At 71.5% G+C, this 24,341-nt stretch carries 24 protein-coding genes and 1 pseudogene; 13 read left to right on the forward strand and 12 right to left on the reverse strand.

Features of this window, described 5'->3' with window-relative positions; genetic code table 11:
• Positions 1–37 precede the first annotated feature (37 nt).
• Positions 38–649, forward strand: coding sequence for an aminoacyl-tRNA hydrolase (gene pth / locus Mam01_RS26145; protein WP_150937562.1), 612 nt, complete (start codon positions 38–40; stop codon positions 647–649).
• Positions 650–703: 54 nt separating this feature from the next.
• On the opposite strand, the gene Mam01_RS26150 is transcribed toward pth, so the two are convergent.
• The 6 genes from Mam01_RS26150 to Mam01_RS26175 all read right to left on the reverse strand — a co-directional run bounded on the left by Mam01_RS26150 (position 704) and on the right by Mam01_RS26175 (position 9,851).
• Complete coding sequence (locus tag Mam01_RS26150) at positions 704–2,035, reverse strand: UDP-glucose dehydrogenase family protein (RefSeq protein ID WP_150937564.1); 1,332 nt, start codon at positions 2,033–2,035, stop codon at positions 704–706.
• Between the two features lie 126 nt (positions 2,036–2,161).
• Positions 2,162–3,364, reverse strand: coding sequence for a right-handed parallel beta-helix repeat-containing protein (locus Mam01_RS26155; protein WP_204287840.1), 1,203 nt, complete (start codon positions 3,362–3,364; stop codon positions 2,162–2,164).
• A gap of 3 nt (positions 3,365–3,367) precedes the next feature.
• On the reverse strand, positions 3,368–5,338 hold the full coding sequence (locus Mam01_RS26160; RefSeq protein WP_204287841.1) for a right-handed parallel beta-helix repeat-containing protein: 1,971 nt from the start codon (positions 5,336–5,338) through the stop codon (positions 3,368–3,370).
• Entirely contained in the window at positions 5,335–7,662 is a 2,328-nt protein-coding gene (locus Mam01_RS26165) for a right-handed parallel beta-helix repeat-containing protein (protein WP_204287842.1), read from the reverse strand. Before Mam01_RS26165 ends, Mam01_RS26160 begins: the two co-directional genes overlap by 4 nt.
• The gene (locus tag Mam01_RS26170) at positions 7,663–8,880 is read right to left on the reverse strand and encodes a glycosyltransferase family 2 protein (protein WP_204287843.1); all 1,218 of its coding nucleotides are present in this window, start codon (positions 8,878–8,880) and stop codon (positions 7,663–7,665) included.
• A gap of 374 nt (positions 8,881–9,254) precedes the next feature.
• Entirely contained in the window at positions 9,255–9,851 is a 597-nt protein-coding gene (locus Mam01_RS26175) for a 3'-5' exonuclease family protein (RefSeq protein WP_239101625.1), read from the reverse strand.
• Between the two features lie 390 nt (positions 9,852–10,241).
• On the opposite strand from Mam01_RS26175, the pseudogene Mam01_RS26180 reads away from it, so the two are divergent.
• From Mam01_RS26180 to Mam01_RS26215, 8 genes and pseudogenes are all read left to right on the forward strand, one after another.
• Positions 10,242–10,871, forward strand: a pseudogene (locus tag Mam01_RS26180) (sugar transferase); the annotation flags it as partial.
• A gap of 2 nt (positions 10,872–10,873) precedes the next feature.
• Positions 10,874–11,647: a 3'(2'),5'-bisphosphate nucleotidase CysQ gene (locus Mam01_RS26185; RefSeq protein ID WP_204287844.1), complete on the forward strand. Its 774-nt coding sequence runs from the start codon at positions 10,874–10,876 to the stop codon at positions 11,645–11,647.
• Positions 11,648–11,657: 10 nt separating this feature from the next.
• Positions 11,658–12,572, forward strand: a complete 915-nt coding sequence (gene cysD / locus Mam01_RS26190; protein ID WP_204287845.1) for a sulfate adenylyltransferase subunit CysD — start codon at positions 11,658–11,660, stop codon at positions 12,570–12,572.
• The gene (gene cysN, locus Mam01_RS26195; RefSeq protein ID WP_204287846.1) at positions 12,572–13,834 is read left to right on the forward strand and encodes a sulfate adenylyltransferase subunit CysN; all 1,263 of its coding nucleotides are present in this window, start codon (positions 12,572–12,574) and stop codon (positions 13,832–13,834) included. The genes cysD and cysN overlap by 1 nt, the downstream gene beginning before the upstream one ends.
• A gap of 158 nt (positions 13,835–13,992) precedes the next feature.
• The gene (locus Mam01_RS26200) at positions 13,993–14,907 is read left to right on the forward strand and encodes a sulfotransferase (protein ID WP_239101626.1); all 915 of its coding nucleotides are present in this window, start codon (positions 13,993–13,995) and stop codon (positions 14,905–14,907) included.
• On the forward strand, positions 14,904–15,824 hold the full coding sequence (locus tag Mam01_RS26205; protein WP_204287847.1) for a glycosyltransferase family 2 protein: 921 nt from the start codon (positions 14,904–14,906) through the stop codon (positions 15,822–15,824). Before Mam01_RS26200 ends, Mam01_RS26205 begins: the two co-directional genes overlap by 4 nt.
• Positions 15,824–16,741, forward strand: coding sequence for a WecB/TagA/CpsF family glycosyltransferase (locus tag Mam01_RS26210; RefSeq protein WP_204287848.1), 918 nt, complete (start codon positions 15,824–15,826; stop codon positions 16,739–16,741). Before Mam01_RS26205 ends, Mam01_RS26210 begins: the two co-directional genes overlap by 1 nt.
• Positions 16,738–16,995 (forward strand): DUF6247 family protein, encoded by a 258-nt coding sequence (locus tag Mam01_RS26215; RefSeq protein WP_239101627.1) that lies wholly within the window; start codon positions 16,738–16,740, stop codon positions 16,993–16,995. The genes Mam01_RS26210 and Mam01_RS26215 overlap by 4 nt, the downstream gene beginning before the upstream one ends.
• A 30-nt stretch (positions 16,996–17,025) precedes the next feature.
• Here the strand turns inward: Mam01_RS26215 and Mam01_RS26220 are convergent, their stop codons facing one another.
• The 4 genes from Mam01_RS26220 to Mam01_RS26235 all read right to left on the reverse strand — a co-directional run bounded on the left by Mam01_RS26220 (position 17,026) and on the right by Mam01_RS26235 (position 19,898).
• Positions 17,026–17,361 (reverse strand): hypothetical protein, encoded by a 336-nt coding sequence (locus tag Mam01_RS26220; RefSeq protein WP_204287850.1) that lies wholly within the window; start codon positions 17,359–17,361, stop codon positions 17,026–17,028.
• A gap of 17 nt (positions 17,362–17,378) precedes the next feature.
• Positions 17,379–18,230, reverse strand: coding sequence for a bifunctional 5,10-methylenetetrahydrofolate dehydrogenase/5,10-methenyltetrahydrofolate cyclohydrolase (locus Mam01_RS26225; RefSeq protein WP_204287851.1), 852 nt, complete (start codon positions 18,228–18,230; stop codon positions 17,379–17,381).
• Entirely contained in the window at positions 18,227–18,847 is a 621-nt protein-coding gene (locus Mam01_RS26230) for a cyclodeaminase/cyclohydrolase family protein (protein ID WP_204287852.1), read from the reverse strand. The genes Mam01_RS26225 and Mam01_RS26230 overlap by 4 nt, the downstream gene beginning before the upstream one ends.
• A gap of 106 nt (positions 18,848–18,953) precedes the next feature.
• Positions 18,954–19,898 (reverse strand): EamA family transporter, encoded by a 945-nt coding sequence (locus Mam01_RS26235; protein WP_204287853.1) that lies wholly within the window; start codon positions 19,896–19,898, stop codon positions 18,954–18,956.
• Between the two features lie 98 nt (positions 19,899–19,996).
• Between Mam01_RS26235 and Mam01_RS26240 the strand changes: the two genes are divergently transcribed.
• From Mam01_RS26240 to Mam01_RS26255, 4 genes are all read left to right on the forward strand, one after another.
• Positions 19,997–20,497: a MarR family winged helix-turn-helix transcriptional regulator gene (locus tag Mam01_RS26240; protein WP_204287854.1), complete on the forward strand. Its 501-nt coding sequence runs from the start codon at positions 19,997–19,999 to the stop codon at positions 20,495–20,497.
• Positions 20,498–20,601: 104 nt separating this feature from the next.
• Entirely contained in the window at positions 20,602–21,900 is a 1,299-nt protein-coding gene (locus tag Mam01_RS26245) for a Fic family protein (protein ID WP_204287855.1), read from the forward strand.
• Positions 21,901–21,926: 26 nt separating this feature from the next.
• Positions 21,927–22,493, forward strand: a complete 567-nt coding sequence (locus Mam01_RS26250) for a flavoprotein (RefSeq protein ID WP_204287856.1) — start codon at positions 21,927–21,929, stop codon at positions 22,491–22,493.
• Positions 22,490–22,855, forward strand: a complete 366-nt coding sequence (locus Mam01_RS26255) for a hypothetical protein (RefSeq protein ID WP_204287857.1) — start codon at positions 22,490–22,492, stop codon at positions 22,853–22,855. Before Mam01_RS26250 ends, Mam01_RS26255 begins: the two co-directional genes overlap by 4 nt.
• On the opposite strand, the gene Mam01_RS26260 is transcribed toward Mam01_RS26255, so the two are convergent.
• Positions 22,845–23,558, reverse strand: a complete 714-nt coding sequence (locus tag Mam01_RS26260) for a hypothetical protein (protein WP_204287858.1) — start codon at positions 23,556–23,558, stop codon at positions 22,845–22,847. The genes Mam01_RS26255 and Mam01_RS26260 overlap by 11 nt on opposite strands.
• A 36-nt stretch (positions 23,559–23,594) precedes the next feature.
• Entirely contained in the window at positions 23,595–24,122 is a 528-nt protein-coding gene (locus tag Mam01_RS26265) for a hypothetical protein (RefSeq protein ID WP_204287859.1), read from the reverse strand.
• Between the last annotated feature and the right edge of the window lie 219 nt (positions 24,123–24,341).

Below are 24,341 nucleotides of genomic sequence, written 5' to 3' on the forward strand. Positions count from 1 at the left end.
GACTCTTCCATGTGGGGTGACAGTGGAGGAGACAGCGATGTCCGACACGGCCGCGCAGCGGTGGCTGGTCGTGGGCCTGGGCAATCCCGGGCCGGAGTACGCCGGGAACCGCCACAACGCGGGCTTCATGGTGCTCGACGAGCTGGCGGCCCGGGTGGGCGGCCGGTTCAAGGCACACCGGTCGCGGGCCGAGGTGGTCGAGGGCCGCCTGGCCGCGCTGCCCGTGGTGCTGGCCAAGCCGCTGTCCTTCATGAACCTGTCCGGTGGCCCGGTCAAGGCGCTGGCCGACTTCTACAAGATCACACCCGACCGGGTCGCCGTGGTCCACGACGAGCTGGACATCCCGTACGGCGCGCTGCGCGCGAAGCTCGGCGGCGGCGACAACGGGCACAACGGCCTGAAGTCGATCACGAAGTCGCTCGGCACGCGCGACTACCCGCGCATCCGGTTCGGCATCGGCCGCCCGCCGGGCCGGATGGACCCGGCGACGTTCGTGCTGCGCGACTTCGCCACGGCCGAGCGCAAGGACCTGCCGTTCCTGGTGGACCGGGCCGCCGACATGGTGGAGTCGTTGATGACGGCGGGCCTGGAGGCGACGCAGAACCGGTTCCACGCCGGCGACCTCAACCCGGCCAAGCCGCCCCGCTGAGGGTTCCCCCGCCGGGAGCGCGCGGCTCCCGGCGAGGGGTGACCGGCGGGGGCCTCAGGGACGGCCGAGGGCGCGGTACTCCCAGCCCGCCGCGCGCCAGGCGTCGCGGTCGAGGGCGTGCCGGCCGTCCACGATCCGCCGGTGCGCGACGACCTCCGACAGCGCCTCGGGCTGGATCTCGCGGAACTCGGCCCACTCGGTGAGCAGGACCACCACGTCCGCGTCCCTGGCCACGTCCATGGCGCTGGTGCCGTACCGGAGCTCGGGGTAGGTGCGGCGGGCGTTGTCCAGCGCCGCCGGGTCGTAGACCCGCACGTTGGCGCCCAGCCCGTGCATCGTCCGGGCCACGTCGAGCGCGGGGGCGTCCCTGATGTCGTCGGAGTTGGGCTTGAAGGCGGCGCCGAGGCAGGCCACCCGCTGGCCGTTGAGCTGGCCGCCGAGCAGCTCCCTGACCAGGTCGATCGTACGGGAGCGCCGGCGCCGGTTGATGGCGTCGACCTCCCGCAGGAAGGACACGGCCTGGCCGACGCCGATCTCCTCGGCCCGGTAGGCGAAGGCCCGGATGTCCTTGGGCAGGCAGCCGCCGCCGAACCCGAGACCGGGCTGCAGGAAACGGCCGCCGATCCGGTCGTCGTAGGCGAGGGCCTGCGCCAGGTCGCGTACGTCGGCTCCGGTGGCCTCGCAGATCTCGGCCATCGCGTTGATGTAGGAGATCTTGGTGGCCAGGAAGGAGTTGGCGGCGACCTTGACCAGCTCGGCGGTGGGGAGGTCGGTGACCACGGTCGGGGTGCCGAGGTCGAGGATCGGCGCGAACGCCGCGGCCAGCCGCTCACGCGCCCACTCCGTGGTGACGCCGAAGACGAGCCGGTCGGGCCGGAGCGTGTCGTCGACGGCGAAGCCCTCCCGCAGGAACTCCGGGTTCCAGGCCAGCTCCACCTCCGCACCGGCCGGGGCCAGCTCGGTCAGCAGGCCGCTCAGCCGGGCCGCGGTGCCGACCGGCACGGTCGACTTGCCGACGACCAGGCAGCGGCGGGTCAGGTGTGGGGCCAGGCCCCGGACGGCGGCGTCGACGTAGCTGAGGTCGCAGGCGTCCAGGCCGGGCTGCTGGGGGGTGCCCACGCAGATGAAGTGGACGTCGCCGTGCTCGGCGGCCTCGGCGTAGGAGGTGGTGAAGCGGAGCCGTCCCGACTCCAGGGTCTTGGCCAGCAACTCGGGCAGGCCCGGCTCGAAGAACGGCACCTCCCCGGACTGCAGTTTGCGGATCTTCCCGGGGTCCACGTCGAGCCCGACCACGTCGTAGCCCAGCGAGGCCATGCAGATGGCGTGTGTCGCCCCGAGGTAACCGGTCCCGATCACCGTCAGCCGGGGGAGTTCGGCGTCGCTCATGTCAGTTTCCCAATGAGTGTCGGCGAGTCGCCGTCCGGCGGACTCGGTGCCTGGTGACCGCCGGCGGGGTGTGCCGGGCGGCCGGGGGAGTCGGGCTCCGGCGGGAGGTCCCCGCCGGAGCCGTGGTCAGGAGCAGCCGCCCTTCTTGGTCAGCGCTCCACCGGTGACCTTGTTGTCGCAGGAGATCGTGTTGCCGCCGGCGGTGTCGTTGACGCCGTAGCCGCCCGAGCCGCCGAGGTCGATGACGTTGGCCCGGAACACGTTGCCGGTGCCCCAGCCGTCCACGATCCTGTGGGTCTGGAAGCCGTCCTCGCTGGTGCCGCTGCCGGTGTTGCGCTCGATGACGTAGCCGTTGCCCTTGACGTCCACCCAGGAGTCGTTGTGCTTCGACCCGCCGAGGGCGGAGCCGTCGAAGACGTTGCCGACGATCCGGCCGCCGGAGGTGCCCTCTTTGACGTCCACGGCCTCCGCGGTGGCGCGGATGACGTTGCCGCGCACGACGTTGCGGTCGCTGCGGTCCATCTTCCCACCGGAGAAGGACGCCCAGTTGCTCTCGGCGGTGCCGAGGTAGATACCCTCGCCGAACTTCTCGCGGCGCAGGCCGGTCGCGTAGACCGTGTTGTACTGCACGGTGTTGTCGCTGCTGAAGTTGCGCAGGTGGATGGCCTCGTCCCCGATGTCGTGGACGGTCAGGCCCTGGACGATCGTGTGGGAGGTCTGGTCGGCCATCACGCCCTTCTGGCCGTTGCGGACGTCGAAGCCGATCAACCGCCAGTGGCTCACCTGGTTGAGGTGGAAGGCGTAGCCCTTCTTCACGCCGCCGCCGTCGAGAACCGCGTCGGGCGGGCCGCAGACGAAGATCGGCTCGGACGCGGTCCCGGAGACCGTCGCCACGAACCTGCCGACGTACACCCCGGGGTCCAGCGCGATCACCGCGCCCGGCTCGGCGGTCTTCAGCGCCTCGGTCAGGCCGGACGCGTCGCCGACCGTCACCGTGGCCTCGGGGCAGTCGATCTTCCCCGGCCCCTCGGGGACCGGGACGGCGGGCGGGTCCTGCGTCGGGACGAACGGCACCGCGTCGTCCCCGTCCAGCGCCGCGTCCTGGTCCTCGTACTTCTCGCCGTCGTCCGGCTGCGCGTTCTGGGAGTCCTGGGAACCGTCGTCCATCGCCGCCGGAGGCCGGGTGTTCCCGCCCACCGGGCGGATGTCTTCGACAGGGGGCTCCGAGCCCCCGCCGAACAACCCGCGCAGCAGCACCACGACGACGATCGTGAGGGCCGCCCCGACGAGCATCCCCACCAGGGTCCTGCGGTCGATGTAGCGGTCCACCGCTCAGTCCCCCTTTCCGGCGGCCGCGACGGCGGCGGTCCGCAGTTCCCTGGCCGGCCGCTCCTCCAGCACCGCCTGCTTCTCGTACGGGTCGACGATGCGGCGGCCGGCCCGGGGGCCGTCACCGTTCAGCGCCCGGATCGCGGCGACCGCGATGAGGAGGATCACGCCGAACCAGATCAGGTTCATCGGCTTGGCGATCCGCCTGACCATGGTCCAGAAACCGGCCGTGTCCTGCCAGCCGCCGGTGTTGTTCCGCGCGACGGTCAGCGACCCGGTGGCCCGGGCGGTGTCCAGCGCGCTGCGGCCGGCGCCGCCCAGGGTGTTGCCGGTGATCTCGCTGCCCCCGGCCGCGCCGAGCACGGAGATCGCGTGCAGCGAGGCCGACTGCACGGTGTTGGCCGTGACCGTGACCCGGGAGTTCCTGACGTAGATCGCGGTCGGGACCTCCCTGACGATGTTGCCGCTGACGCGGGCCGACACGACCCCGTCGCGCAGCACGATGCCCTGGCTGCTCTGGCCCCTGACCCGGTTGCCGGAGACCTGCGCGCCGGTGGCGTCCTTGCTCACGACGATGCCCATCTCCCCGCCCACGACCTCCGTGGTCTGCACGACCGGCCGGATGCCGCCCTGCACCTCCACGCCGTACCGGCCGTTGTCGCGGGCGGCGCTGCTCAGCAGCGAGTCGCCGCCGAAGCTGCGCAGCGACTCTCCGGAGGCGGAGGGGCCCTGGGCCAGGGGGAGGCCGCTCATCGTGAAGCCGTTGCCCGCGTTGCGCTCGGCCGTCGAGCCCGTGATCGTGACGTTCTGCGTGCCCCGCGACAGCACGAACCCGTCACCCCTGCTGCCGGTCACGGTGGTGTTCTCGATCGAGGCGTTGCGCGCGAACCGGTGCAGCAGCACGCCGTGGATGAGGCTGTCGCTGATCGTGACGTTGTCGATCCGGGTCTGGTCCGACGCGCTGATGAAGACGCCGTACGCGTTGCCGACGATCGCGGTGTCGCTGATCTCACCGGTGACCAGGTTGGCCTGGGGCATCTGATAGGCGATCTTGCTGCCGCCCGAGCTGTCGGTGATCTCGACCTCGTCGTCGCCGCCCCGGCTCGGCACGAGCAGGCCGTTGGGCAGGAGCGTCTTCTGCTCGGGGTCCTCCCTGTCGCCCGCCTTCTCGCCGGATCCGGCCCTGCCCGGTGTCCGGGGAGCGGGGGTGGCCGCCACGCCCGCGCGTACGGGGACCCGCTCGGCGGTGTCGGCGGGCCGGTCGGTGCCCGTCAGCGCGAGCCCGCCGGTCGGGCCGCTCCAGAAGCCGAGGTACTCGACCCGGGTGTGGCTCATCCGGAGCTCTCCGCCGATGGCCCGCAGATACGCGCGGCCGTCGGAGACCTGCGTGTCCGCCGTCCTGGTGTGGGGGTTCCAGCTCGTGATCCGCACCGGGTTCTGGGCCGACCCGTTCATCCGGATGCTCGCGTCGAAGCCCACGATCGAGACGAAGGCGCCGGGTTCGCTGCGCATCCGGATCACGAGCGGGCCCTGCGCGTTCTGCAGCACCAGCTTGGCCCCGGGGCCGAGGAACACGTTGATGCCGAGCACGAAGGAGCCGTCCGACTGCTTCTGGAACTCCTCCAGGCCGAGGCGCTCCAGGTCGGCGATGCGGTACGGGTCACGCCGCTGGGGCAGCACCAGCGTCTGGCCGTTGGCCGAGCTGGAGATGTGCGGCACCCGGGCCTGGGCGGCGGCCGGCCCGCCCCGGGCCAGCGCCGAGGACAGCGTCGCCCGGGTCTGCATCACGCGCAGCGACTCCTGGTCGACCAGTGTCGACTGCTGCTGGGCCTCCGCCTGGGGCACGTCGTTGATCGCGGGCGGCGGCTCGGCTCCGTCGGTGTAGGCGAGGTACGCCCAGGTGCAGGCCGCGACCAGGCTCAGCACCAGGATCACGAGCAGGGCGCGGCTCCGGCGCGGTGGCGTGTCGCTCATGGGGTGATGCCTCCCGTCGCGGGCGCGGCCGGGGCCGGGGCCGGGTGATGGATCGGCAGCGACGGCTCGCGGTGCCGTGGACGGTCTCCGCCGTGGGCGGAGCGGGCCGGCGGGGTTCTGACGGCGGGCCGCAGCGCCAGAGCCGGCCGCTCCTCCAGCACCCGCTGACGCGCGTAGGGGTCGCCGATGGCGGCACGGCGCCGACGGCGATCGGCTCCCACCTGCCGCGACCGCAGCGCCGACACGATGACCAGGAGGATGACCGCCGCCCAGATCAGGTTCATCGGCTTGACGTAACGCTTGGCCTTGACCCAGAACGTCGAGGTGTCGTGCCAGGCGTCCTCGACGTTGTCGTGTTCGTTCACCCGGTGGGCGGACCGTGAGACGCTGATCGCGCTGGTGCCCGAGCCGGCGACGGTGTTGCGGGTGATCTCGGTGGCGCCGACGTCGCCGACCATGGTGATCCCGTGGGCCCTGGGCTTCACCAGCGTCGTGATCTTGTTTCCCACCACCCTGGCGTTGGAGTCGCGCAGGTAGATACCGGTCACAGTGTCCGTGATCGTGTTTCCGGCCACGTGGCCGGCGGTCGCGCCGTCCCGCAGGGCGATGCCCTGCCGAGCCTGGCCGGACAGCCTGTTGCCGGAGATCTGCACCTCGCTGGCGCCCTCGCGGACCACGATCCCCATGTCGCCACCGGTGATCTCGCTGGTGTAGACGGACAGGCGGCTGCCGCCGAGCACCTCGACGCCGTACCTCCCGTTGTCGCGGGCGACGCTGTCGTTGACCGAGTTGTCGCCGTAGACGGTCAGCGACTCGCCGCTCGCGGACGGGCCCTGCGCGAGGGCCTGCCCGTTGAGCGTGAAGCCGTTGCGGCCGTTGCGCTCCGCGACGCAGTCGGTGATCTGCACCTTCTCGGTCGCCCGCGACAGCACGAAGCCGTCGCCGCCGCTGCCGATGACCTTGGTGGACTGGACCGTCGCGCTGTTCACGAAACGGTGCAGGAAGACGCCGTGCGCCAGGCTGTCCCTGATCTCGTCGTCGACGATCTGCGTCTGGTTCGACCCCGAGACGAACAGCCCGTACGCGTTGCCGGTGATGACGCTGTGCCTGATCGACCCGGACACCAGGTCGTCGGCGAGCACGTGCGTCGCGGTGCCGGGGCCGATCGGGATGGTCTCCACGTCGCCGAAGCTGCTCCCGCCGCGCTGGCTGCCGGCCCTGGACAGGCGCTCGGCCTTGTCCTGGTGCCGCTGCGTCTTGGTGCGGTGCCGGTAGACGCTCGCCGGCCGCTCGGTGCCGGTGAGCGCGATGCCCCCGGTGCGGCCGCTCCAGAACCCCAGGTCGGAGACCTGGGCGTACGCCATCTCGAACTTGCCGCCGACCGCCCTGATGTAGGCGCGGCCGTCGGTCGTGGTCATGTCGGGCCTGCGCGTGCGCACGTCCCAGCTGGTGATCCGGACCGGCTTGGCGGCGGTGCCCTTGATGTCGATGTCGCCGCCGAACGAGATGATCGAGCTGAACGACCCGGGCAGGCTGCCCATCCGCAGCGTCAGCGGCCCGCGCACCTGCAGGCGCGCGCCGTCGGCCACGAAGACCTGCACGCCGAGCAGGTAGGAGCCGTCCTTCATCCGCCGCAGATAACGGCCCTTCTCCACCGCCGCGATGTCACGCAGCGTGTACGGCGCCGTGGTGTCGTTGCGCGCGGGCAGCACCAGGGTCCTGCCGTACGCCGAGACGAAGACCTGGGGCCGCTTGCGCTGGGCCGCGGCGATGCCGCCGGCCTGCAGCAGAGCCGTCAGCGCGGCCCGGGTCTGGATGATGCGCTGGTCCTCGACGTCCACCAGCCGGGCCTGCGCCTCGGCGTCCGCGGAGATCAGGCCGGCCTTCAGCGTCTCGTCGTCGGCCATCACCGCTTCCTCCAGCGGCGCCGGCGTCTCCCGCGGCTCCTCGTCCTCCTTCGGCTCCTCCCGCGTGGGAGTCGGCAGGCTCTGCCCACCCGCCGGGGTCTGCCGCGCCGTCCCGGCCGTGCCGGTCCCCGGCGTACGGGTGGCCTTCGGCGGCTGGGCGGACGAGCGGGTGGGGCGGGCCGACGGGCTCCGCTTGGGGGTCGGGGACGGCCGGGAGGTCTCGGTCGGCGTCGGGTCGGGCGAGGGAGTCGGGCTGTGGTCCCGGTCGGACGGGGGAGCCGCCGGGTCCACGAGATCCACCGGTGTCGGCTCCGCGGCCGCCGCCAGCCATCCGCCTACGGGGGCGGCCACGGCCGGGCCGGCCACGCCGAGTGTCAGGGCCGCCGCCGTCAGGAGCGCGGGCAGCGACCGTCTCACTCAGGCCACCCCCTTGAGGGTGGCCGCGGTCTGGCCCGCCCCGCCCATCTGGTTGGCCGAGCGGGTCAGCCATCCCTGCTTGTTCATGGTGACGAACGCGTACAGCTTGATCGGCAGCGCGATCATGATGACCACCAGGCAGACCAGCGGCAGGAGCCAGATCTCCCCGGGGTGGCGGCGCAGATGCGACCAGCCGCGGACGCCCCGGCTGAGGAGCACCCAGCCGACGGCGAGCGCGATGCTCGGCAGGGTGGGCTGGAGCCTGCTGAAGAACAGGTAGGCCAGCGTGATTCCCATGGTCACCGGAGTGAGCAGGATCTGCAGCACGGTCACCTTGGTCACCAGCGGCGTCTTCCACAGCCACCCCTTCCACAGGGCGGTGAGGTAGCAGCGGTAGGAGTTGCGGCTCCACCGGACGCGCTGCTTGACGAAGGCGCGGAAGGAGGAGGGGAACATCGAGATGGCCCGCGCGGTCGACTGGTGCACCGTCTTGTAGCCCGAGGCGAGGACGAGCCAGGTGAGCCGGCCGTCGTCCCCGGCGATGCAGCGGCGACCGAGGAAGAACTCGTTCTCCAGGTGCTGGACCACCGGGAGGATGGCCGCGCGGCGGTAGGCCGCCGTACGGCCGGACAGGCAGGCGACGCCGCCTCTGCTGCCCATCGCCGGGACGTAGTCGTAGTAGCGGAGGTTGACCAGCCAGTCCGCGACGCGCCGCCAGACGCTGGTGGTCCGCTGGTAGACGTTCTGCTGGGTCCCCACGCCGCCGACGGCCGGGTCCTCGAAGGGCATCTGCACCGCGTCGAGCAGGCCGGGCTGCCACCACGTGTCGGAGTCGGCGAACACCACGATCTCGCCCTGTGCCGCCCGGATGCCGACCCCCAGCGCCGAGCGCTTGCCCGCGTGCTCGTAGATGAGGACGTGCAGCCGGGGGTCCTCCACCTGGGCGAGCTTGGCGTGGCACTCGGTGTCGGCGACGTCGACGACGATGATCACTTCGAGCGGGTCCTGGGCCAGCCAACTCTCCAGGCAGCGCACCAGGATCTCGGGGTCCTCGCGGTAGGACGGGACCACCACGGAGACCGTCGTCCGGTAGCCGTTCACGATCGGCCTGGCCAGCCGGGAGAGCACCACCCGATAGATCCACAGCCCCCAGACGAGCAGTCCGGCCAGGCCCAGCGGGATCAGATTGCGCCAGGAACCATCCGTTCCGGTGCGCACCAGCCATTCATAGGCGGCATCGAGCCAATTCGATTCTGACCCCACGGATCCTCCCCGACCTTTTCCCCGCCTGCCCACGTGTGCTGGGGGACGCGCTCGCATAGCGACAGGTAGAGAAGATACGTGGCGATTTGCCTAGCTTGCCTGGAACGATCCATCTGTTATCAGAGTGAAATGTGTTTCATCTGGGGCAGATGGGGTTTATGAGGTGACCTTGAGTAAACCGATGGGTAAGTGTCCGTGTCCGCAAGGAAAACTAGAAATGGCTAAAAGCATCATTTCTTGCGCCTTTAAGGATACCCGAAACCCCCAAAGCGGACAAAGCGTGGGTCGGATCGTGAGATGACTCAAAGCTTGACGAAATTGTCAGAGGGTCAGCTTTCCGTGGTCCTCTTGCCGGATGACCGCCACTCCATGAGGTTCTGCAGCAGCTCGGCCTGCTCGACGGCGTCGTCGAGCGCGTTGTGGGTGTGCCGCCGGCTCGACCGCACCTCGCGCGGCATCTGCCGCTTGGTGGCCCAGGCGATCGGCACCATGGCCTTCGCCGCGTACAGCGTCTTGATGTCGACGCACCGGGAGTGGCCGAACGGCGACTCGCCGGTGAAGCGCAGGAAGTACCAGTACATCCACATCCAGTCGTACGACAGGGGGAAGGCCGCGAGCACCGGCAGATCCGCGCCGCAGACCTCCGCGACCCAGGCGGCCGCGGCCGTCATCGCCTCCGCCGGATCGCGGCCCTCGCGCAGCAGCGTGTCGCGGTCGAGGCCGCTCACCGCCAGCGCCTCCGGCACGAAGTCGTCGCTGATCGGCCGCAGTTCGGCGTAGAAGGTCCGGGCCTCCGGATCGGTCCGCTCGAAGCGCCGTCCCGTCATGCGGCCCGCCACGGTCATGCCGAAGCTGACCATGGAGTACGGGCCGGGGATGGGGCCGTCCGCCTCGATGTCGACGGATATGTACGTCTCGGCTTTCACCAGTTCTCCCTGAGGGGCCAGGGCGTGGCCGCTAGCATTCCATCACGTTCGGTAGTGCGACGATCGCGAGGGGTGAGAGTGCTGGGCGGCGTCACCTGCCTGGTCACAGTCGGCGCGTCGCGGGGCGCACCCCGCCGTCCGGCCGCGCGACCACCGGAGTGGGCCGCGCCACACCGGTTCGCCACCGCCGTCTGCGACATCTCGGGCGCCTCTCTCCCGGGGATCACCACCGTCGTGATCCGGTCCGGCGAGGGTACTGGGTACGTGAGTCCGTACGTGATGGCGAGTGGCGCGCTGCCGGTCGTATGGGTGATCGTCCTGGCGGTGCGGCGCGGGCTGCGCCGGCGCCGGGCGGCGGGCGTGGGCGGTGCGGAGCCACCGCCACCACCGCCGCCGCCGCACGTCGGGCGTCGAGGGCTCTCCCGCCGCCGGCGGCTGGTCAAGGCCGTCTTCGACCGGCTGGTGGCCGCCGCGGCGCTGGTGGTGCTGGCCCCGCTGCTGGCCGCGGTCGCCGTGGCCGTACGGGCGAGCGGGCCGGGCCCGGCCCTGTCCCGGCAGCGGCGGGTGGGCCGGGACGGCGCCGAGTTCACGATCCTGAGGTTCCGCACGACGCACCGCCGCGCCGAGGCCCGCAGGGTCGAGCTGGCCGGCGACGCCCGCGGCGAGCTGTTCCGGGTCCGCAGGGACCCCCGCGTCACCCCGCTCGGCGCCGTGCTGCGGCGTTACTCGATCGACGAGCTGCCACAGCTCCTCAACGTGCTGCGTGGCGACATGTCGCTCGTCGGGCCGCGCCCGTCCTCGCCGGAGGAGGTCGCGCGGCACGGCGACGACGTACGCGGGAGGCCGGCGCTGCGGCCGGGGATGACCGGACTGTGGCAGGTCAGCGGCCGACCTGACCTGTCATGGGAGGAATCGGTACGGTTGGACCTGCGTTATGTCGAGAACTGGTCTCTCACGCTGGATCTGCGGATCCTATGGAGGACATGGGCCGCGGTCGCACGCGGGGCGGGAGCGTACTGAAGATGACGATGCGGGACGACCATTCCCTCGCGGGGGAGCTGGCGTCGGAGGCGGGGGAGCGGCTCCTGGAGCTGCGCGCACGCCTCGGTTTCGCGGACGGCCCGGCGTTGAAGGACGCCGGTGACCAGGCCTCGCACCGGTTCCTGATGGACGCCCTGCGGCGGCTCCGCCCGGACGACGCCGTGCTGTCGGAGGAGGCCACCCGCGAGGAGCGGGTGGACCCCCGGCGGCTGTCGGCCGAACGCGTCTGGATCGTCGACCCCCTCGACGGCACCCGCGAGTTCTCCGAGGAGGGCCGCGCCGACTGGGCCGTACACGTCGCGTTGTGGGAGCGGGGCTCCCTGACGGCGGGCGCCGTCGCGCTGCCGGCCCAGGGGCGCACGCTCACCACGGCGGCTCCACCGGAGCTGCCGGAGAAGGCGCGCGAGCCGTTCCGCGTCGCGGTCAGCCGCACCCGGCCGCCGGAGTTCGTCCGCGACCTCGCCGCCCGCCTCGGCGCGGAACTCGTCCCGATCGGCTCGGCCGGCGCCAAGATCGCCGCCGTGCTCACGGGTGAGGTCGAGGCGTACGTCCACGCGGGAGGTCAGTACGAGTGGGACTCGGCCGCGCCGGTCGCGGTGGCGCTCGCGGCGGGGGCCCACGCGAGCAGGATCGACGGCTCAGCCCTGACCTACAACCAGGGGGACCCCTCCCTCCCGGATATCCTGGTCTCCCTACCGGATCTGGCGCCAACGTTGCTCGCCGGAATCCGTGACCTGCATCGCCAGACTCCCTGAAGGAAGCCGAATGCTTCAGCGTGACTACACCACGTCGCAGCTCGACGTGCTCGAGGCCGAGGCGATCCACATCATGCGTGAGGTCGCGGCCGAGTTCGAGCGCCCCTGTCTGCTCTTCTCCGGCGGCAAGGACTCCATCGTCATGCTGCGGGTCGCCGAGAAGGCCTTCTGGCCGGCACCGATCCCCTTCCCCCTGATGCACGTCGACACTGGGCACAACTTCCCCGAGGTCATCGAGTTCCGCGACCGGCGGGTCGCCGAGCTGGGCGCGCGGCTGGTGGTCGCGTCGGTCCAGGCGTCGATCGACGCCGGGCGAGTGGTCGAGCAGACCGGGCGGCGGGCCTCCCGCAACCGGCTGCAGACCACGACGCTGCTGGACGCCATCGAGGAGCACGGGTTCGACGCGGTGTTCGGCGGGGCCCGGCGCGACGAGGAGAAGGCCCGGGCCAAGGAGCGGGTGTTCTCCTTCCGTGACGAGTTCGGCCAGTGGGACCCGAAGAACCAGCGCCCCGAGCTCTGGAACCTCTACAACACCAAGATCAGCAGGGGCGAGCACATCCGTGTGTTCCCGCTGTCGAACTGGACCGAGCTGGACGTGTGGCACTACATCCGGCGTGAGGGCATCGAGATCCCGTCGATCTACTTCTCCCACAGCCGCACGGTCTTCGAGCGCGACGCCATGCTGCTGGCCGACTCCACGGTGGTCCAGCGGGGCGACGACGAGCCCACGTTCGAGGCCGTCGTCCGCTACCGCACCGTCGGCGACATGACCTGCACCGGCGCGGTCGCCTCGACCGCCACCACGATCGACCAGATCATCGACGAGATCGCCGCCACCCGGATCACCGAGCGCGGCGCGACCCGCGCCGACGACCGGGCGTCCGAGGCCGCCATGGAAGATCGCAAGAAGGAAGGCTACTTCTGATGGACATCCTTCGTTTCGCGACGGCGGGCAGCGTCGACGACGGCAAGTCCACGCTGATCGGGCGGCTGCTGTTCGACTCCAAGGCGATCTTCGAGGACCAGCTGGAGGCGGTCGAGCGCACCTCCCGCGACCGGGGTACGGAATACACCGACCTGTCGCTGCTGACCGACGGCCTGCGGGCCGAGCGCGAGCAGGGCATCACGATCGACGTGGCCTACCGCTACTTCGCCACGCCCAAGCGGAAGTTCATCATCGCCGACACCCCGGGGCACATCCAGTACACCCGGAACATGGTCACCGGCGCCTCCACCGCCGACCTGGCGATCATCCTCATCGACGCGCGCAAGGGCGTGCTGGAGCAGTCGCGGCGGCACGCCTTCCTGACGACGCTGCTGCGGGTGCCGCATCTCGTCCTCGCGGTCAACAAGATGGACCTCGTCGACTACTCCGAGGCCCGCTTCGACGAGATCCGCGAGGAGTTCACCGCGTTCGCGAGCAAGCTGAACGCGAGCGACCTCACCTTCATCCCGATCTCGGCGCTGCACGGCGACAACGTCGTCTCCCGCTCCGAGAACATGCCGTGGTACGAGGGCTCCTCGCTGCTGCACCACCTGGAGCACGTGCACATCGCCTCCGACCGCAACCTGGTCGACGTGCGCTTCCCGGTGCAGTACGTCATCCGCCCGCACAGCGCGACCAGCCAGGAGCTGCACGACTACCGGGGGTACGCCGGGCAGGTCGCGGGCGGCGTGCTCAAGCCGGGTGACGAGGTGCTGCACCTGCCCTCGGGCCTGACCACCACGATCGCCGCGATCGACACCTTCGACGGGCCGGTGGAGGAGGCGTTCGCGCCCATGTCGGTCACACTGCGGCTGGCCGACGACATCGACATCTCGCGCGGCGACATGATCTGCCGGCCGAACAACCAGCCGCACGTCGCCCAGGAGATCGACGCGATGGTCAGCTGGATGGCCGACGGCGTGAAGCTCCAGCCCAGGTCGAAGCTGATCATCAAGCACACCACCCGTACGGCCCGGGCACTGGTGCGCGACCTGCACTACCGGCTCGACGTCAACACCCTGCACCGGGACGAGTCGGCCACCGCCCTCGGCCTGAACGAGATCGGCCGGGTGTCGCTGCGGACGACCCAGCCGCTGTTCGTGGACGACTACGCCCGCAACCGCCTCACCGGCGGCTTCATCCTGATCGACGAGGCCACCAACGGCACCGTCGGCGCCGGCATGATCGTCGACGCGCACTGATTTTCTGCTCAACGGCCCCCGAGCGCGCCCGCGCCGGGGGCCGTTCTCGTAGGCAAGGAGCCGCCCCGCACTCCGGTAGATCCTTTGGGGATCGCCGGTCGGCCGATTACGCTGCGCGCTAGGGTCGTCACGTTTCGCATCCTTTTCGTGGAGGACACGTGGCCGACGCTCAGCCGGTGATCTTCGTGGGCGGCCTGGGACGCAGCGGAACCACCCTGCTCGAGCGCCTGCTCGGCGAACTGCCGGGGGTAGCGCCGCTCGGCGAGGTGGTCCATCTGTGGGACCGCGGGGTGCGGGCCGACGAGCCCTGCGGCTGCGGGCAGCCGTTCTCCCGGTGCCCGTTCTGGACGAAGGTGGGCGAGCACGCGTTCGGGCAGTGGCGGGAGAGCCAGGCGGGGTGGCTCCCGAGCCTGCGCATGCGCGTCGACCGCACCCGCAGGTTGCCCGTCCTCGCCCTCGGGCTCCCGAGCCGTGAGGCCGAACTGGCCGAGTACGTCCGGTCGTACGCCCGCATCTACGCGGCGGCGGCCGAGGTGGCCGACGCCCGGGTCGTCGTCGACTCCAGCAAGCACGCCTCCCTGGCGTACTGCCTGGCCGCGATCATGAAACCGCGGGTCGTCCACGTGGTGCGCGACCCGAGGGCGGTGGCCGCGTCCTGGCGTCGCAGGGTGCGCAGGCCCGAGAACGGACGGCCGATGACCCGCTGGACGCCCGCCAGGACCGCCGTCCACTGGCTGGCCCAGAACCTCGCCTTCGAGATCCTGCGCCGCCGGGGCGTGCGGGTCGTCCGGGTCCGGCACGAGGACCTGCTGCGCGACCCGCGCGCCACCGTCACCCGCCTCGCCGTACGGCTCGGGCTGCCCGTCGGCGCGCTCGACTTCCTCGACGGCCGCCACGCGCGTCTGGGCGTCGCCCACACCGTCTCCGGCAATCCGATGCGCTTCTCCGTCGGCCCGATCGAACTGCGCGACCGCACCGCGCCCCTGCCGCGTACGCAGCGGTGGCTGGTCACCGCGCTCACCCTTCCGCTGCTCCTCTGGTACGGCTACCGCCTCGCGGGAGCCCGGCGGTGACGCCGTCGGTCGGGGTCGTCATCCCCACCAGGGGCGACCGGCCCGGCCCGCTCCGGGCCGCGCTGACCGGGGTGCTCGGCCAGGAGTACGGCGGCGAGGTGCGCGTGCTGGTCGTGGCCGACGGCGTTCCGGCTCCCCGGGTGGCCGGACAGGTCGCCGGCGTGACCCCGCCCGGGAGCGGAGGCCCGCGCGGCGTCCGGGTGCTGGGCAACCGGCGCACCCCCGGGCTGCCGGGCGCCAGGAACACCGGGATCGCCGTGCTGGACACCGATCTCGTCGCCTTCTGCGACGACGACGACCTCTGGCTGCCGGGCAAGCTGGCCGCCCAGGTGGCCGCGCTGGTGGAGGAGCCCGAGGCGGCCTTCGCGAGCTGCGCGGTCGAGGTCGAGTACGGGACGCGCCGCGTGCCGCGGCTGGCCGGCACCGACCGGGTCGCCCACCACCATCTCACCCGTTCGCGGATGATGATGGTCCACTCCTCGACGTTCCTGTTCCGGCGTGGCTCGGTGTGGGTGGACGAGAGCGCGCCCGGTGGTCAGAACGAGGACTGGGACCTCGCGCTGCGGGCCGCCCGGCGGCACCCGATCGTCCACGTCGACCACCCGCTCGTACGGGTGCGCTGGGGAGCGTCGCACTACGCGGCACGGTGGGCCGACCGGATCGCGGGGCTGGAGTGGATGCTCGCCCGGCATCCGGGCCTGGCCGTCGAACCCCGCGGCGCGGCCCGCGTCTACGGGCAGCTCGCCTTCTGCCACGCCGCCCTCGGACGGCGCCGCGAGGCCGCCCGGTGGTCGCTGCGGGCCTTCTCCGCCCGGCCGGGCGAGCCGCGCGCGGCGATGGCGCTGGCGGTCGCCGGCGGCCTGCTCACCCCGCGTGCCGTACTGCACGCCCTCCACCTGCGCGGCCACGGCATCTGATGACCGACCCGATCCCTACGGCCGCTCTGGACCCGGCGTTCCCGGCCCGGCCCGGCCGGGCCGCATCAGGACAGGCGGCCTCGGCCGGGCCTGTGGTCACCGGTACCGGAGTCGCCGACGCTGGGGTGGCCGAGGCCGGGACGGACAGGGTCGGGGTGGGCGGGGTGCTGCTCGACCCGTTCACGGAGGCGCAGGTGGTGGCCCACATCATGGCCGCGCTGGAGCGTGGCGAGGGCGGCCACCTGGTCACCCCGAACGTCGACATCTGCCGGGCCGCCGCCCGGGACCCCTCCCTGCGTACGCTGATCGGCGCGGCCGAACTCGCGGTGGCCGACGGCATGCCCCTGGTCTGGGCCTCGCGGCTGCTCGGGTGCCCGCTGCCGGAGCGGGTGACGGGAGCCGACCTGATCTGGTCGCTGACCGGGGCCGCCGCGTCGCGCGGCCTGCCCGTCTACCTGATCGGGGGGCCGCCGGGCGTCGCCGAGGCGGCGCGTGACGCGCTGTGCGGGCGGCATCCGGGCCTGCTGGTCGCGGGCGTCCACGTTCCGCCGTACGGGTTCGAGACCTCCCCGGCGGCGCTGGCGGAGATGCGGGGGCGACTCGTCGCCGCGCGGCCGTCCCTGGTCTTCGTGGGTCTCGGGTTCCCCCGGCAGGACCGGCTCATCGCCGCTCTCCGGGCCGATCTGCCGGGCACGTGGTTCGTCGGCTGTGGCGCGGCCATCGCCTTCGCCGCCGGGTCGGTGCGCCGCGCCCCCGGCTGGATGGGCGACCACGGGCTCGAATGGCTGTTCCGCCTGATCAGCGAGCCCCACCGCCTCGCCCGCCGCTACCTCGTCGACGACCTCCCCTTCGCCCTCCGCCTCCTCACAAGCGCCCTCCTCCACCGCGCCCTCGCCGGCCGCTCCCCGAAACGGTGAGGGACCCGGTCGCGATCGCCGAGGCACTCCCACCAGCACATCGTGCTCTGTTCTGGGTGGAGTACGAGGAGGCGTTGGACGCCGCCCACGACTTGGCCCACCTCAGGCAGGTGCAGACGCTGCTGCGTCAGTGGCGACTGCGAGCGATCGCTTGCGCTCGCCCGGGTTACGAGGAGGCCGTCCAGGACGCGCTCCAGCAGCGAACGGAGATGTTCGCCCGCTACACCCCGCCGGAGTGGGAAGGCCGGGTGTGAGGTGGAAGTTCGTGACGACCGATAAGGGGCTTACGGTGTGAGCACCTCGCTGTGGTCGTCGTCCGGAAGCGGCTGGGTGAGGTGTGTGGCCAGCGCCGGGCTCGCCAGTATGCGGGCGGTGGCCCGCCACTCGGCGATGACCCGGTGCGGCGTCGCGTGAGTGGCGGCCAGCAGTTCCTGGACGAACTGCTGCATCTCGTCGCCGGAAAGGTGCCTGACCCAGGGGAGGACGCGGGGCAGGGCGTGCAGGACGGCTGGGGTGCCCATCGCGCACGACAGGAGGGCGGCGACCTGGGCGGTCTCCTCTCGGCGCTCACGGTCGTGGCGAGCGGTGGAGACGAACGGTTCGGGGTCGTCAGCGGCCATCGACGTTCTTTCCGGCGCTACGGCAGGTGGCGTTGGGCGGCGTGGACGGTGTGGCGGAGCAGGAGGGCGGTGGTCACCGGGCCGACGCCGCCGGGCACGGGTGTGAGCGCCCCGGCCCTGTCGGCGACCGCGACGGCGTCCACGTCGCCGACCAGGCCGCCGTCCTCGGTGGGATTGGTGCCGACGTCCACCACGACCGCTCCCGGCCGTACGTGCTCGGCGGTGATCAGCCCGGCGCGGCCGACCGCGGCGACGACCACGTCGGCCGTGGAGGTGATGGCGGCCAGGTCCCTCGTACGGGAGTGACAGACCGTCACGGTGGCGTTCCGGTCCAGCAGGAGATGGGCGGCGGGCTTGCCGACGACGGTGGAGCGGCCGACCACGGCGACGTGCCGGCCGGCCAGGTCGATGCCGTGGTGGTCGAGGATCGCGACGACCGCCTCGGCGGTCGCCGGGGCGAACGCGGGCAGTCCGGCGGCCAGGCGGCCGAGCGACAGCGGGTTCGCGCCGTCGACGTCCTTTTCGAACGCGATGGCGCCGGCCAGATCCTCAAGCCTGGCCCCCTGCGGCAGCGGGGTCTGGAGGATGATCCCGTGGACGGTGTCGTCGGCGCTCAGCGACGCCAGCCTGTCGCGGATCAGGGCGGGTTCGGCCGCCGCGCCGAGGTCGACGATCTCACACATGATCCCGGACTTCTCGGCGGCCCGGGCGATCGAGCGGACGTACCAGGCACTGGACTCGTCCGCGGTGGCGACGACGACCGCGAGCTTCGCCGGGGTCCCGGCCGCCGCGAGTTCGGCGGCCCGCGCGGTGGCCTCGGACCGGATGGACGCGGCGAGTTCCTTGCCGGACAGCACGCGGGCACTCATCCGGCGATCTCCTCGCGTACGGCGGCGGTGACCCGCTCGGCACGCGCGGCGACGCCGTCCACCTCCGCGGCCTCGGCGGCCAGCCCGGCGCGGACCTTCTCGTCCTTGATCCCGCCCAGGTTGACTTCGATGTTCACCCGGGCGGTGGTCGCTGCGGCCCGCGCGGCCTCGGTGGCGGCGGCGATGTCGGAGACGACGTTGCGGTTGGCGACGGGCAGCAGTTCCTCGGCGATCTCGACGGCCCGCCGGGCGACGGCGACCACCTTCGCCGGCACGGTGCCCGCCCCCACCAGGGCCCGCGCGATGGCGGCGGACCGGGCGTCCTTCGCCTCGTCGGTGTCCTTGGGCAGCTTGTAGGCCTCGGCGACCGCTCCGAAGGCCGTCGCGTCGTCCTCGGCCAGGCGCAGTGCCTCCGACCGGAGCACGTCGGTCTCGCCGATGATCCGTTCGACCAGGGACGTGTGCTCGGCGTACTTCTCGCCGGTGCTGTAACGCGCGACCATCCCCAGCAGCGCCACGGCCTGGGCGGCCTGCAGGGCCGCGGCGGCGCCTCCGCCGGGCGCCGGCACCCGGTCGGCGAGGTGGAACAGGAAGTCGCCGATCGTCTCCTCGCGCATCGCGCCGCCCTCCGCTTGTCTCCCTGCTCGTCGCAACACAACGTGGAAATCGTCCCACGGCCCGTCGGCCGCCCGGCCCCCATGCACGCGTGTCGCCTGCGGAGAGTCAGGAACTCACGGCCTTGAGATCACTCAGTGGGACGGAACCACCGCCCGGGGCGGCGGGCCGTACGGGAGGGGACGCGGGGGCCTGGCCGAGCAGGGTGCCGGCGAGGGCGAGGGCCATGCCGAGAACCTGGATCGGGGTGAGGGCCTGGCCGAGCGCCGCCCAGCCGATCACGGTGGCCGACACCGGGCTGAGCAGGGCGAGGAAGGCGACCGACGTCGCGGGGAGCCGGGAGATGCCGCGGAACCAGATCCAGTACGCGCAGGCGGTGCCGACGATCCCAAGGTAGGCGTAGCCGAGGATGTTCTCTGTGCTCAGCGCGGGCGGCGCCCCCTCGATGAGCAGGGCGACCGGGAGGAGAAGCAGCCCGCCCGCGGTCAGTTGCCACCCGGTGAGCGCGAGGGCTCCGACGCCCTCGGGACGGCCCCAGCGCTTGGTCAGCACGGTTCCGGCGGACATGGAGGCGGCCCCGGCGAGCCCGGCCAGCACCCCGACCACGTCGAGCGCCGCGTCGGCGCGCAGGACGACCAGGCCGACGCCGGCCAGCCCGGTGAGGCCGGCGAGCAGTTTCCGGCCGGTCGGCCGTTCGGCGAGCAGGGCGCGGGCGAAGGCGAGCGCGAACAACGGGCCCGCCGCACCCAGCACGGCGGCGACGCCGCCGGGCAGCCGGTACGCCGCGAGGAACAGGAACGGGAAGAACGCCCCGATGTTCAGCACGCCGAGCGCCGCGGCCCGCCAGACCCACTGTCCGCGCGGCAGCACGCGGGTGACGGCGAGCAGCCCTAGCCCGGCCGGCAACGCCCTGGTCAGCGCGGTGAACAGCGGCCGGTCCTGCGGCAGGAACTCGGTCGTCACGGCGTACGTCGAGCCCCACACCAGTGGGGTCAACCCGGTGACGGCCAGAGTGCCCGCGATCGCCAGGGACGTACGGTTCGAAACTCCCATGCCTTACTCCTCCGTTGATAATCTCAACGTTGAGATAAAAACACCAGCGAAGCTTCGACGTCAAATAAGCGAACGTTGAGATATCTGGAGAGGTCGCGATGGGCGACGCCGTGGACCTGTTGCTGGATCAGTGGCGGCGGGAGCGGCCGGACGTGGATCCCTGGCCGATGGGCGTCGTCGGCCGGGTCTCGCGGCTGGCCAAGCTGCTCAACCGGGAGCTGAAGGAGTTCTTCGCGTCGTACGGGCTGGAGCACTGGGAGTTCGACGTGCTCGCGACGCTGCGGCGCTCGGGCCCGCCGTACGAGCTGGCGGCGGGCACCCTGGTCAAGGCGGCGATGGTGACCTCCGGCGCGATCACCAACCGCATCGACCGGATGGTGGCCAAGGGGCTGGTCGATCGACTGCCGGACGAGGGGGACCGCAGATCGGTCCGGGTGCGGCTCACCGACCGCGGGCTCGCGCTCGTGGACGAGATGCTGGCGCCGCACGTCGCGAACGAGGAGCGCCTGCTCGCCGCCCTCGACCCCCGCGACCGAGACCACCTCGCCGACGCCCTGCGCACCCTCCTCGCATCCCTCGGCGACACCACACTCGGATAGCGAGAGATGTTGCCCAGAGACTGTATCCTTTCACGCCGACCCCGGCTGTGAAAGGATACGCGTTATCCTTTCACGATCACGCTTGGCGTGAAAGGATAACGCCTGTGGCGGGATACGTTGAGGCCTCGTGGCCCATGGCCTGGGCCGCCCCGAGCAAGCGGGAGAAGCGGGGTGGCCTCTACCGCCCCTACCGGCCGGACCCGCTCGTCGGTCGCCCGCTCCTCTTGCCGGCCGACATCGCCGAGGAAGCCGCCGCGGTGGAGCGTTTCGTACGGCGGCTCATCGCGCATCCCGCAGGTCACGGCATCGACGGCCTGGCCAGGTTCCTGCTGAGGTCCGAGGCCATCGCGTCCTCCCGGATCGAAGGGTTGCAGGCGTCCCCCCAGCAGGTGGCCCTCGCCGAGTTGGCGGACCAGGACACGGGCGTGACGAAGGGCTTCACCGCGACGGCGAGACTGGTCGCCAACAACGTGACCGCGTTGCGGCAGGCGGTCACCGATCTGGTGACGGTCGACGTGGTCTCCGTCGCCCGCATCGTCGCTCTACACCAGGTGCTCTTGCCCGAAGAACGGCACCACGGGCTCCGGGAGGTGCAGAACTGGGTCGGCGGGAGCGAGTGGCATCCACTGGACGCCGAATTCGTCCCGCCTCCGCCCGAGGACGTCCTTCCGCTCATGGAAGACCTGTCGTCGTACATGAACGGTGCGGAGCACGCGGCCCTCGTCCAGGCCGCTCTGGTCCACGCCCAGTTTGAAACCATTCACCCCTTTACTGACGGCAACGGCCGGGTGGGCCGAGCACTCATCCACACGGTCCTCACCCGGCGGGGCCTGACGCCGAGCGCGATCCTGCCGATCAGCCTCGTCCTGCTCACGCGGTCGGACGAGTACGTCTCGGGTCTCATGGCCTATCGCTACGCGGGGGACAGCGCATCCGCCGAGGCGCAGGCGGCCGTCGGCGCCTGGTTGCGCACATTCCTGGTGGCCACGCGCACGGCGGCCGAACAGGCCGAGAAGTTCGCCGACGAACTGAGCCGGCTGCACGAGGAGTGGGTGGAGCGTCATCACCGTTTCCGGGAGTCCCAGGGACTGCGGGCTGCTCCTCGTTCGGACTCGGCGGTCGCACGTCTTCTGGATCTGTTGCCCGCGGTTCCGGTCGTCACGGCGCGGACGGTCGAACGTCTGCTCACGGTCACGCACCCCGCCGCACGGCAGGCTCTGGAGGAACTCGCCGGAGCCGGGATTCTTCATCCCAAGCAGGTCGAGAGGAACACGCGCGGATACCTGGCACGGGAGGTGTTCGACCTGCTCACTCTCACCGAACGCCGCCTCGCCAGTACGCGGTGGGACACGCGCGAGTCAGCCCCCCGGCGCGTCGTGCCCGCCCGCCCGCAACGAGACTGACGAAACGAGAGGGAGAACAGCGGGATATGACAGAAGGAAAGCCGGTTCTGTACGTGATCGCGTGTGGGGGACGGCCGGCGGGTGAGCTTCCCGCCTTCGTGGAGCGTCTTCAGGCGGACGGCTGGACGGTCTGTGTGATCGTGACGCCGTCAGGTATGAAGTTCGTCGACGCCGAGCGGCTCATCGCGCTCACGGGCTATCCCGTACGGCATGACTACAAGCAGCCCGAGGAACCGGACGTGCTGCCCCCGGCTGACGCGATGGCGGTCGTCCCGGCGACCTTCAACACGACCAACAAGTGGGCCCAGGGCATCAGCGACACCCTGGCGCTGGGCCTGCTGAACGAAGCGATCGGCCTTGGTCTGCCGATTGTCGCCGCCCCCTGGCCCAACCACGCGCTCGCGAGGCATCCCGCCTTCCCCGGCAGCGTGGCCCGGCTCAAGGAATGGGGCGTGCGGATGGTTCTCGACTGGGACCGGCTCCCCGCCCCCGATTCAGGTGCACCCGGAGCGGGTTCCTTCCCCTGGGACGATCTGCACGAAGCTTTGCACACCATGCGCGGCGCCGTCGCAGAAAGGACACCTCCGCGATGACGCAACCCGGTGACTACGGCCTGCCTGGGTCGCTGGACCGAGCGCTGAGCGACGTGGCAGCCGAACGAGCCGCCCAGGACGCGATGTGGGGCATTCAGGAACACGCCGACGGCACCGGGCCCACGTACGAACGCGAGGCCGACCTCGCCAAGCGCGCTGTGGCCGACGCCGCGGCCGAAGGCCGGTTGACCTGGCGGCAGATCCTGTACGAGGAAGTGCTCGAAGCCTTCGCTGAGGACGACACCGACCGCCTGCGCGGTGAGCTGATCCAGGTCGCCGCGGTCGCGGTCAAGTGGGTCCAGGACCTCGACAGACGTGCCCGCGCGCAGGAGGCACCAGCACCCAGACCGGTCACGGGCTGAACCGTCTGCCCGGGCTCTTCTCCGCGGCGCGGGTGAACGGGTTGAGGGAGGTCGGGTCGCGGACGGCGGCCAGGTGGCCGCAGAAGTTCGGATCGAGGAGGCCCAGGAGGAGGGCGACGGCCCAGGCGAGGGCCGCGATCAAGGCGCCGTCGTCGAAAGGGGACGGGAGCGTGAGGCCCAGCCGGTGGACGAGGAGAAGAGCGGCGAGAGGGACCAAGGCGATGATCAGGGTTCGGGCGGCCTCCAGGGCGCGGGCGTGCCAGGTGCGGCGCGTGGCCTCGGGGGTGGTCTCGCGGGTGGGGAGCCGGTCGTATTCGCCTGTGAGGATGGTGCGGGTCAGGTCGGCGATGCGGGCGCGGAGGTCGTCGTAGGCGGTCGGGGACGGCAACGCGATCCAGAGCTGGAGGTCGCTGACCGCTTTGGAAGCCTCGATCGTACGGGCCCGGACGACGGCCCTGGTCAGAGAGGTTCCACCACGGGCGGCAGCCGGGATGCCTGTCCGCAGGAGGACGGCGACCTTGGCCAGCAGGAGGAGGATCTCCTGACGGGCCTTGGGCGGGAGATGACCGCGGTGGTCGGGTTCCATACGGGTGAGGATGGTCGCCAGGTGCTCGAAGAGGGGCTCGCTGGGAAAGGTGGGGGACTCGCGGTCCCACAGCCACATCACCCCGTTGACCAGACCCCAGAAGAGGATCGTGGTCATGCAGAAAACGCCGATGCTCTGGACGATCGGCATCCACTACTCGCCCGCCAGGTCGACGGCCCATGCCGGGCCGCTCGCGTAGCGGACGTACAGGGCGACCGGGAAACAGCCAAATCCCACCACGTTGACCAGCGGGTCGACGAGGAGCCGGGAGAGCTGGCGATGGCGGCGGTTCTCGGACCACCAGGCGATCACGAAGAAGATTACGAGGCTGCCGACGGCCCGTCTGAGCTCCTGCCAGGAGTCGACGGAGAAGACCGCGACCAGTACGGCGCAGGCCGTGACGATCATCAGCAGGAGGGCGTACAGAGCCACGTTCCCCTCGGCGTACCGGCGTCGGATCGACCAGCGGGCGGTGGACGCGGCCACCGCCCGATAACGGCCGCGCAGGCGTGCGGGGTCGGTGGCGGGATCCAGGCTCCGGGCGAAGATCGGCCAGGTGCCGTCCAGCTTCTTCGCCAGCCCGAGCATCTCCGCGAGTTTGAGCTTCTCGTCCTCCCCGGGGTCGGCCGTCGTCGCCGGCGCATCGGATTCGGCGACGGGGGACACCGCTTCTTCGGTCATAAGGCGGTCCTCACGGTGAGCGGACCAGGGCAGGCGGCAGGTCCCGGCGGGAGCGGACCGTACGCGTGGATCGACCTGTCCGCCGACAGTACAAAGCGGGGCGGTGCAGTGGTGGAGGCGATACAGAACCGTGTCGGGACCGCCCGCCGAATTCGGCTGTACCGGTGCCGTCGTTCACCGGCCGGCACGTCGGCTCGTAGAAGTGGCCGTCCCGGAAGT

Source organism: Microbispora amethystogenes, from assembly GCF_016863015.1.
Taxonomy (GTDB): Bacteria; Actinomycetota; Actinomycetes; order Streptosporangiales; family Streptosporangiaceae; genus Microbispora; species Microbispora amethystogenes.

Coding starts and splice junctions, on each gene's coding strand:
- pth (WP_150937562.1), top strand. CDS start 38: ATGTCCGACACGGCCGCGCAGCGGTGGCTGGTCGTGGGCCTGGGCAAT.
- Mam01_RS26210 (WP_204287848.1), top strand. CDS start 15,824: ATGACCGACCCGATCCCTACGGCCGCTCTGGACCCGGCGTTCCCGGCC.
- cysN (WP_204287846.1), top strand. CDS start 12,572: ATGGACATCCTTCGTTTCGCGACGGCGGGCAGCGTCGACGACGGCAAG.
- Mam01_RS26160 (WP_204287841.1), bottom strand. CDS start 5,338: ATGAGCGACACGCCACCGCGCCGGAGCCGCGCCCTGCTCGTGATCCTG.
- Mam01_RS26250 (WP_204287856.1), top strand. CDS start 21,927: ATGACAGAAGGAAAGCCGGTTCTGTACGTGATCGCGTGTGGGGGACGG.
- Mam01_RS26230 (WP_204287852.1), bottom strand. CDS start 18,847: ATGCGCGAGGAGACGATCGGCGACTTCCTGTTCCACCTCGCCGACCGG.
- Mam01_RS26235 (WP_204287853.1), bottom strand. CDS start 19,898: ATGGGAGTTTCGAACCGTACGTCCCTGGCGATCGCGGGCACTCTGGCC.
- Mam01_RS26225 (WP_204287851.1), bottom strand. CDS start 18,230: ATGAGTGCCCGCGTGCTGTCCGGCAAGGAACTCGCCGCGTCCATCCGG.
- cysD (WP_204287845.1), top strand. CDS start 11,658: ATGCTTCAGCGTGACTACACCACGTCGCAGCTCGACGTGCTCGAGGCC.
- Mam01_RS26220 (WP_204287850.1), bottom strand. CDS start 17,361: ATGGCCGCTGACGACCCCGAACCGTTCGTCTCCACCGCTCGCCACGAC.
- Mam01_RS26185 (WP_204287844.1), top strand. CDS start 10,874: ATGACGATGCGGGACGACCATTCCCTCGCGGGGGAGCTGGCGTCGGAG.
- Mam01_RS26260 (WP_204287858.1), bottom strand. CDS start 23,558: ATGACCACGATCCTCTTCTGGGGTCTGGTCAACGGGGTGATGTGGCTG.
- Mam01_RS26240 (WP_204287854.1), top strand. CDS start 19,997: ATGGGCGACGCCGTGGACCTGTTGCTGGATCAGTGGCGGCGGGAGCGG.
- Mam01_RS26255 (WP_204287857.1), top strand. CDS start 22,490: ATGACGCAACCCGGTGACTACGGCCTGCCTGGGTCGCTGGACCGAGCG.
- Mam01_RS26265 (WP_204287859.1), bottom strand. CDS start 24,122: ATGACCGAAGAAGCGGTGTCCCCCGTCGCCGAATCCGATGCGCCGGCG.
- Mam01_RS26150 (WP_150937564.1), bottom strand. CDS start 2,035: ATGAGCGACGCCGAACTCCCCCGGCTGACGGTGATCGGGACCGGTTAC.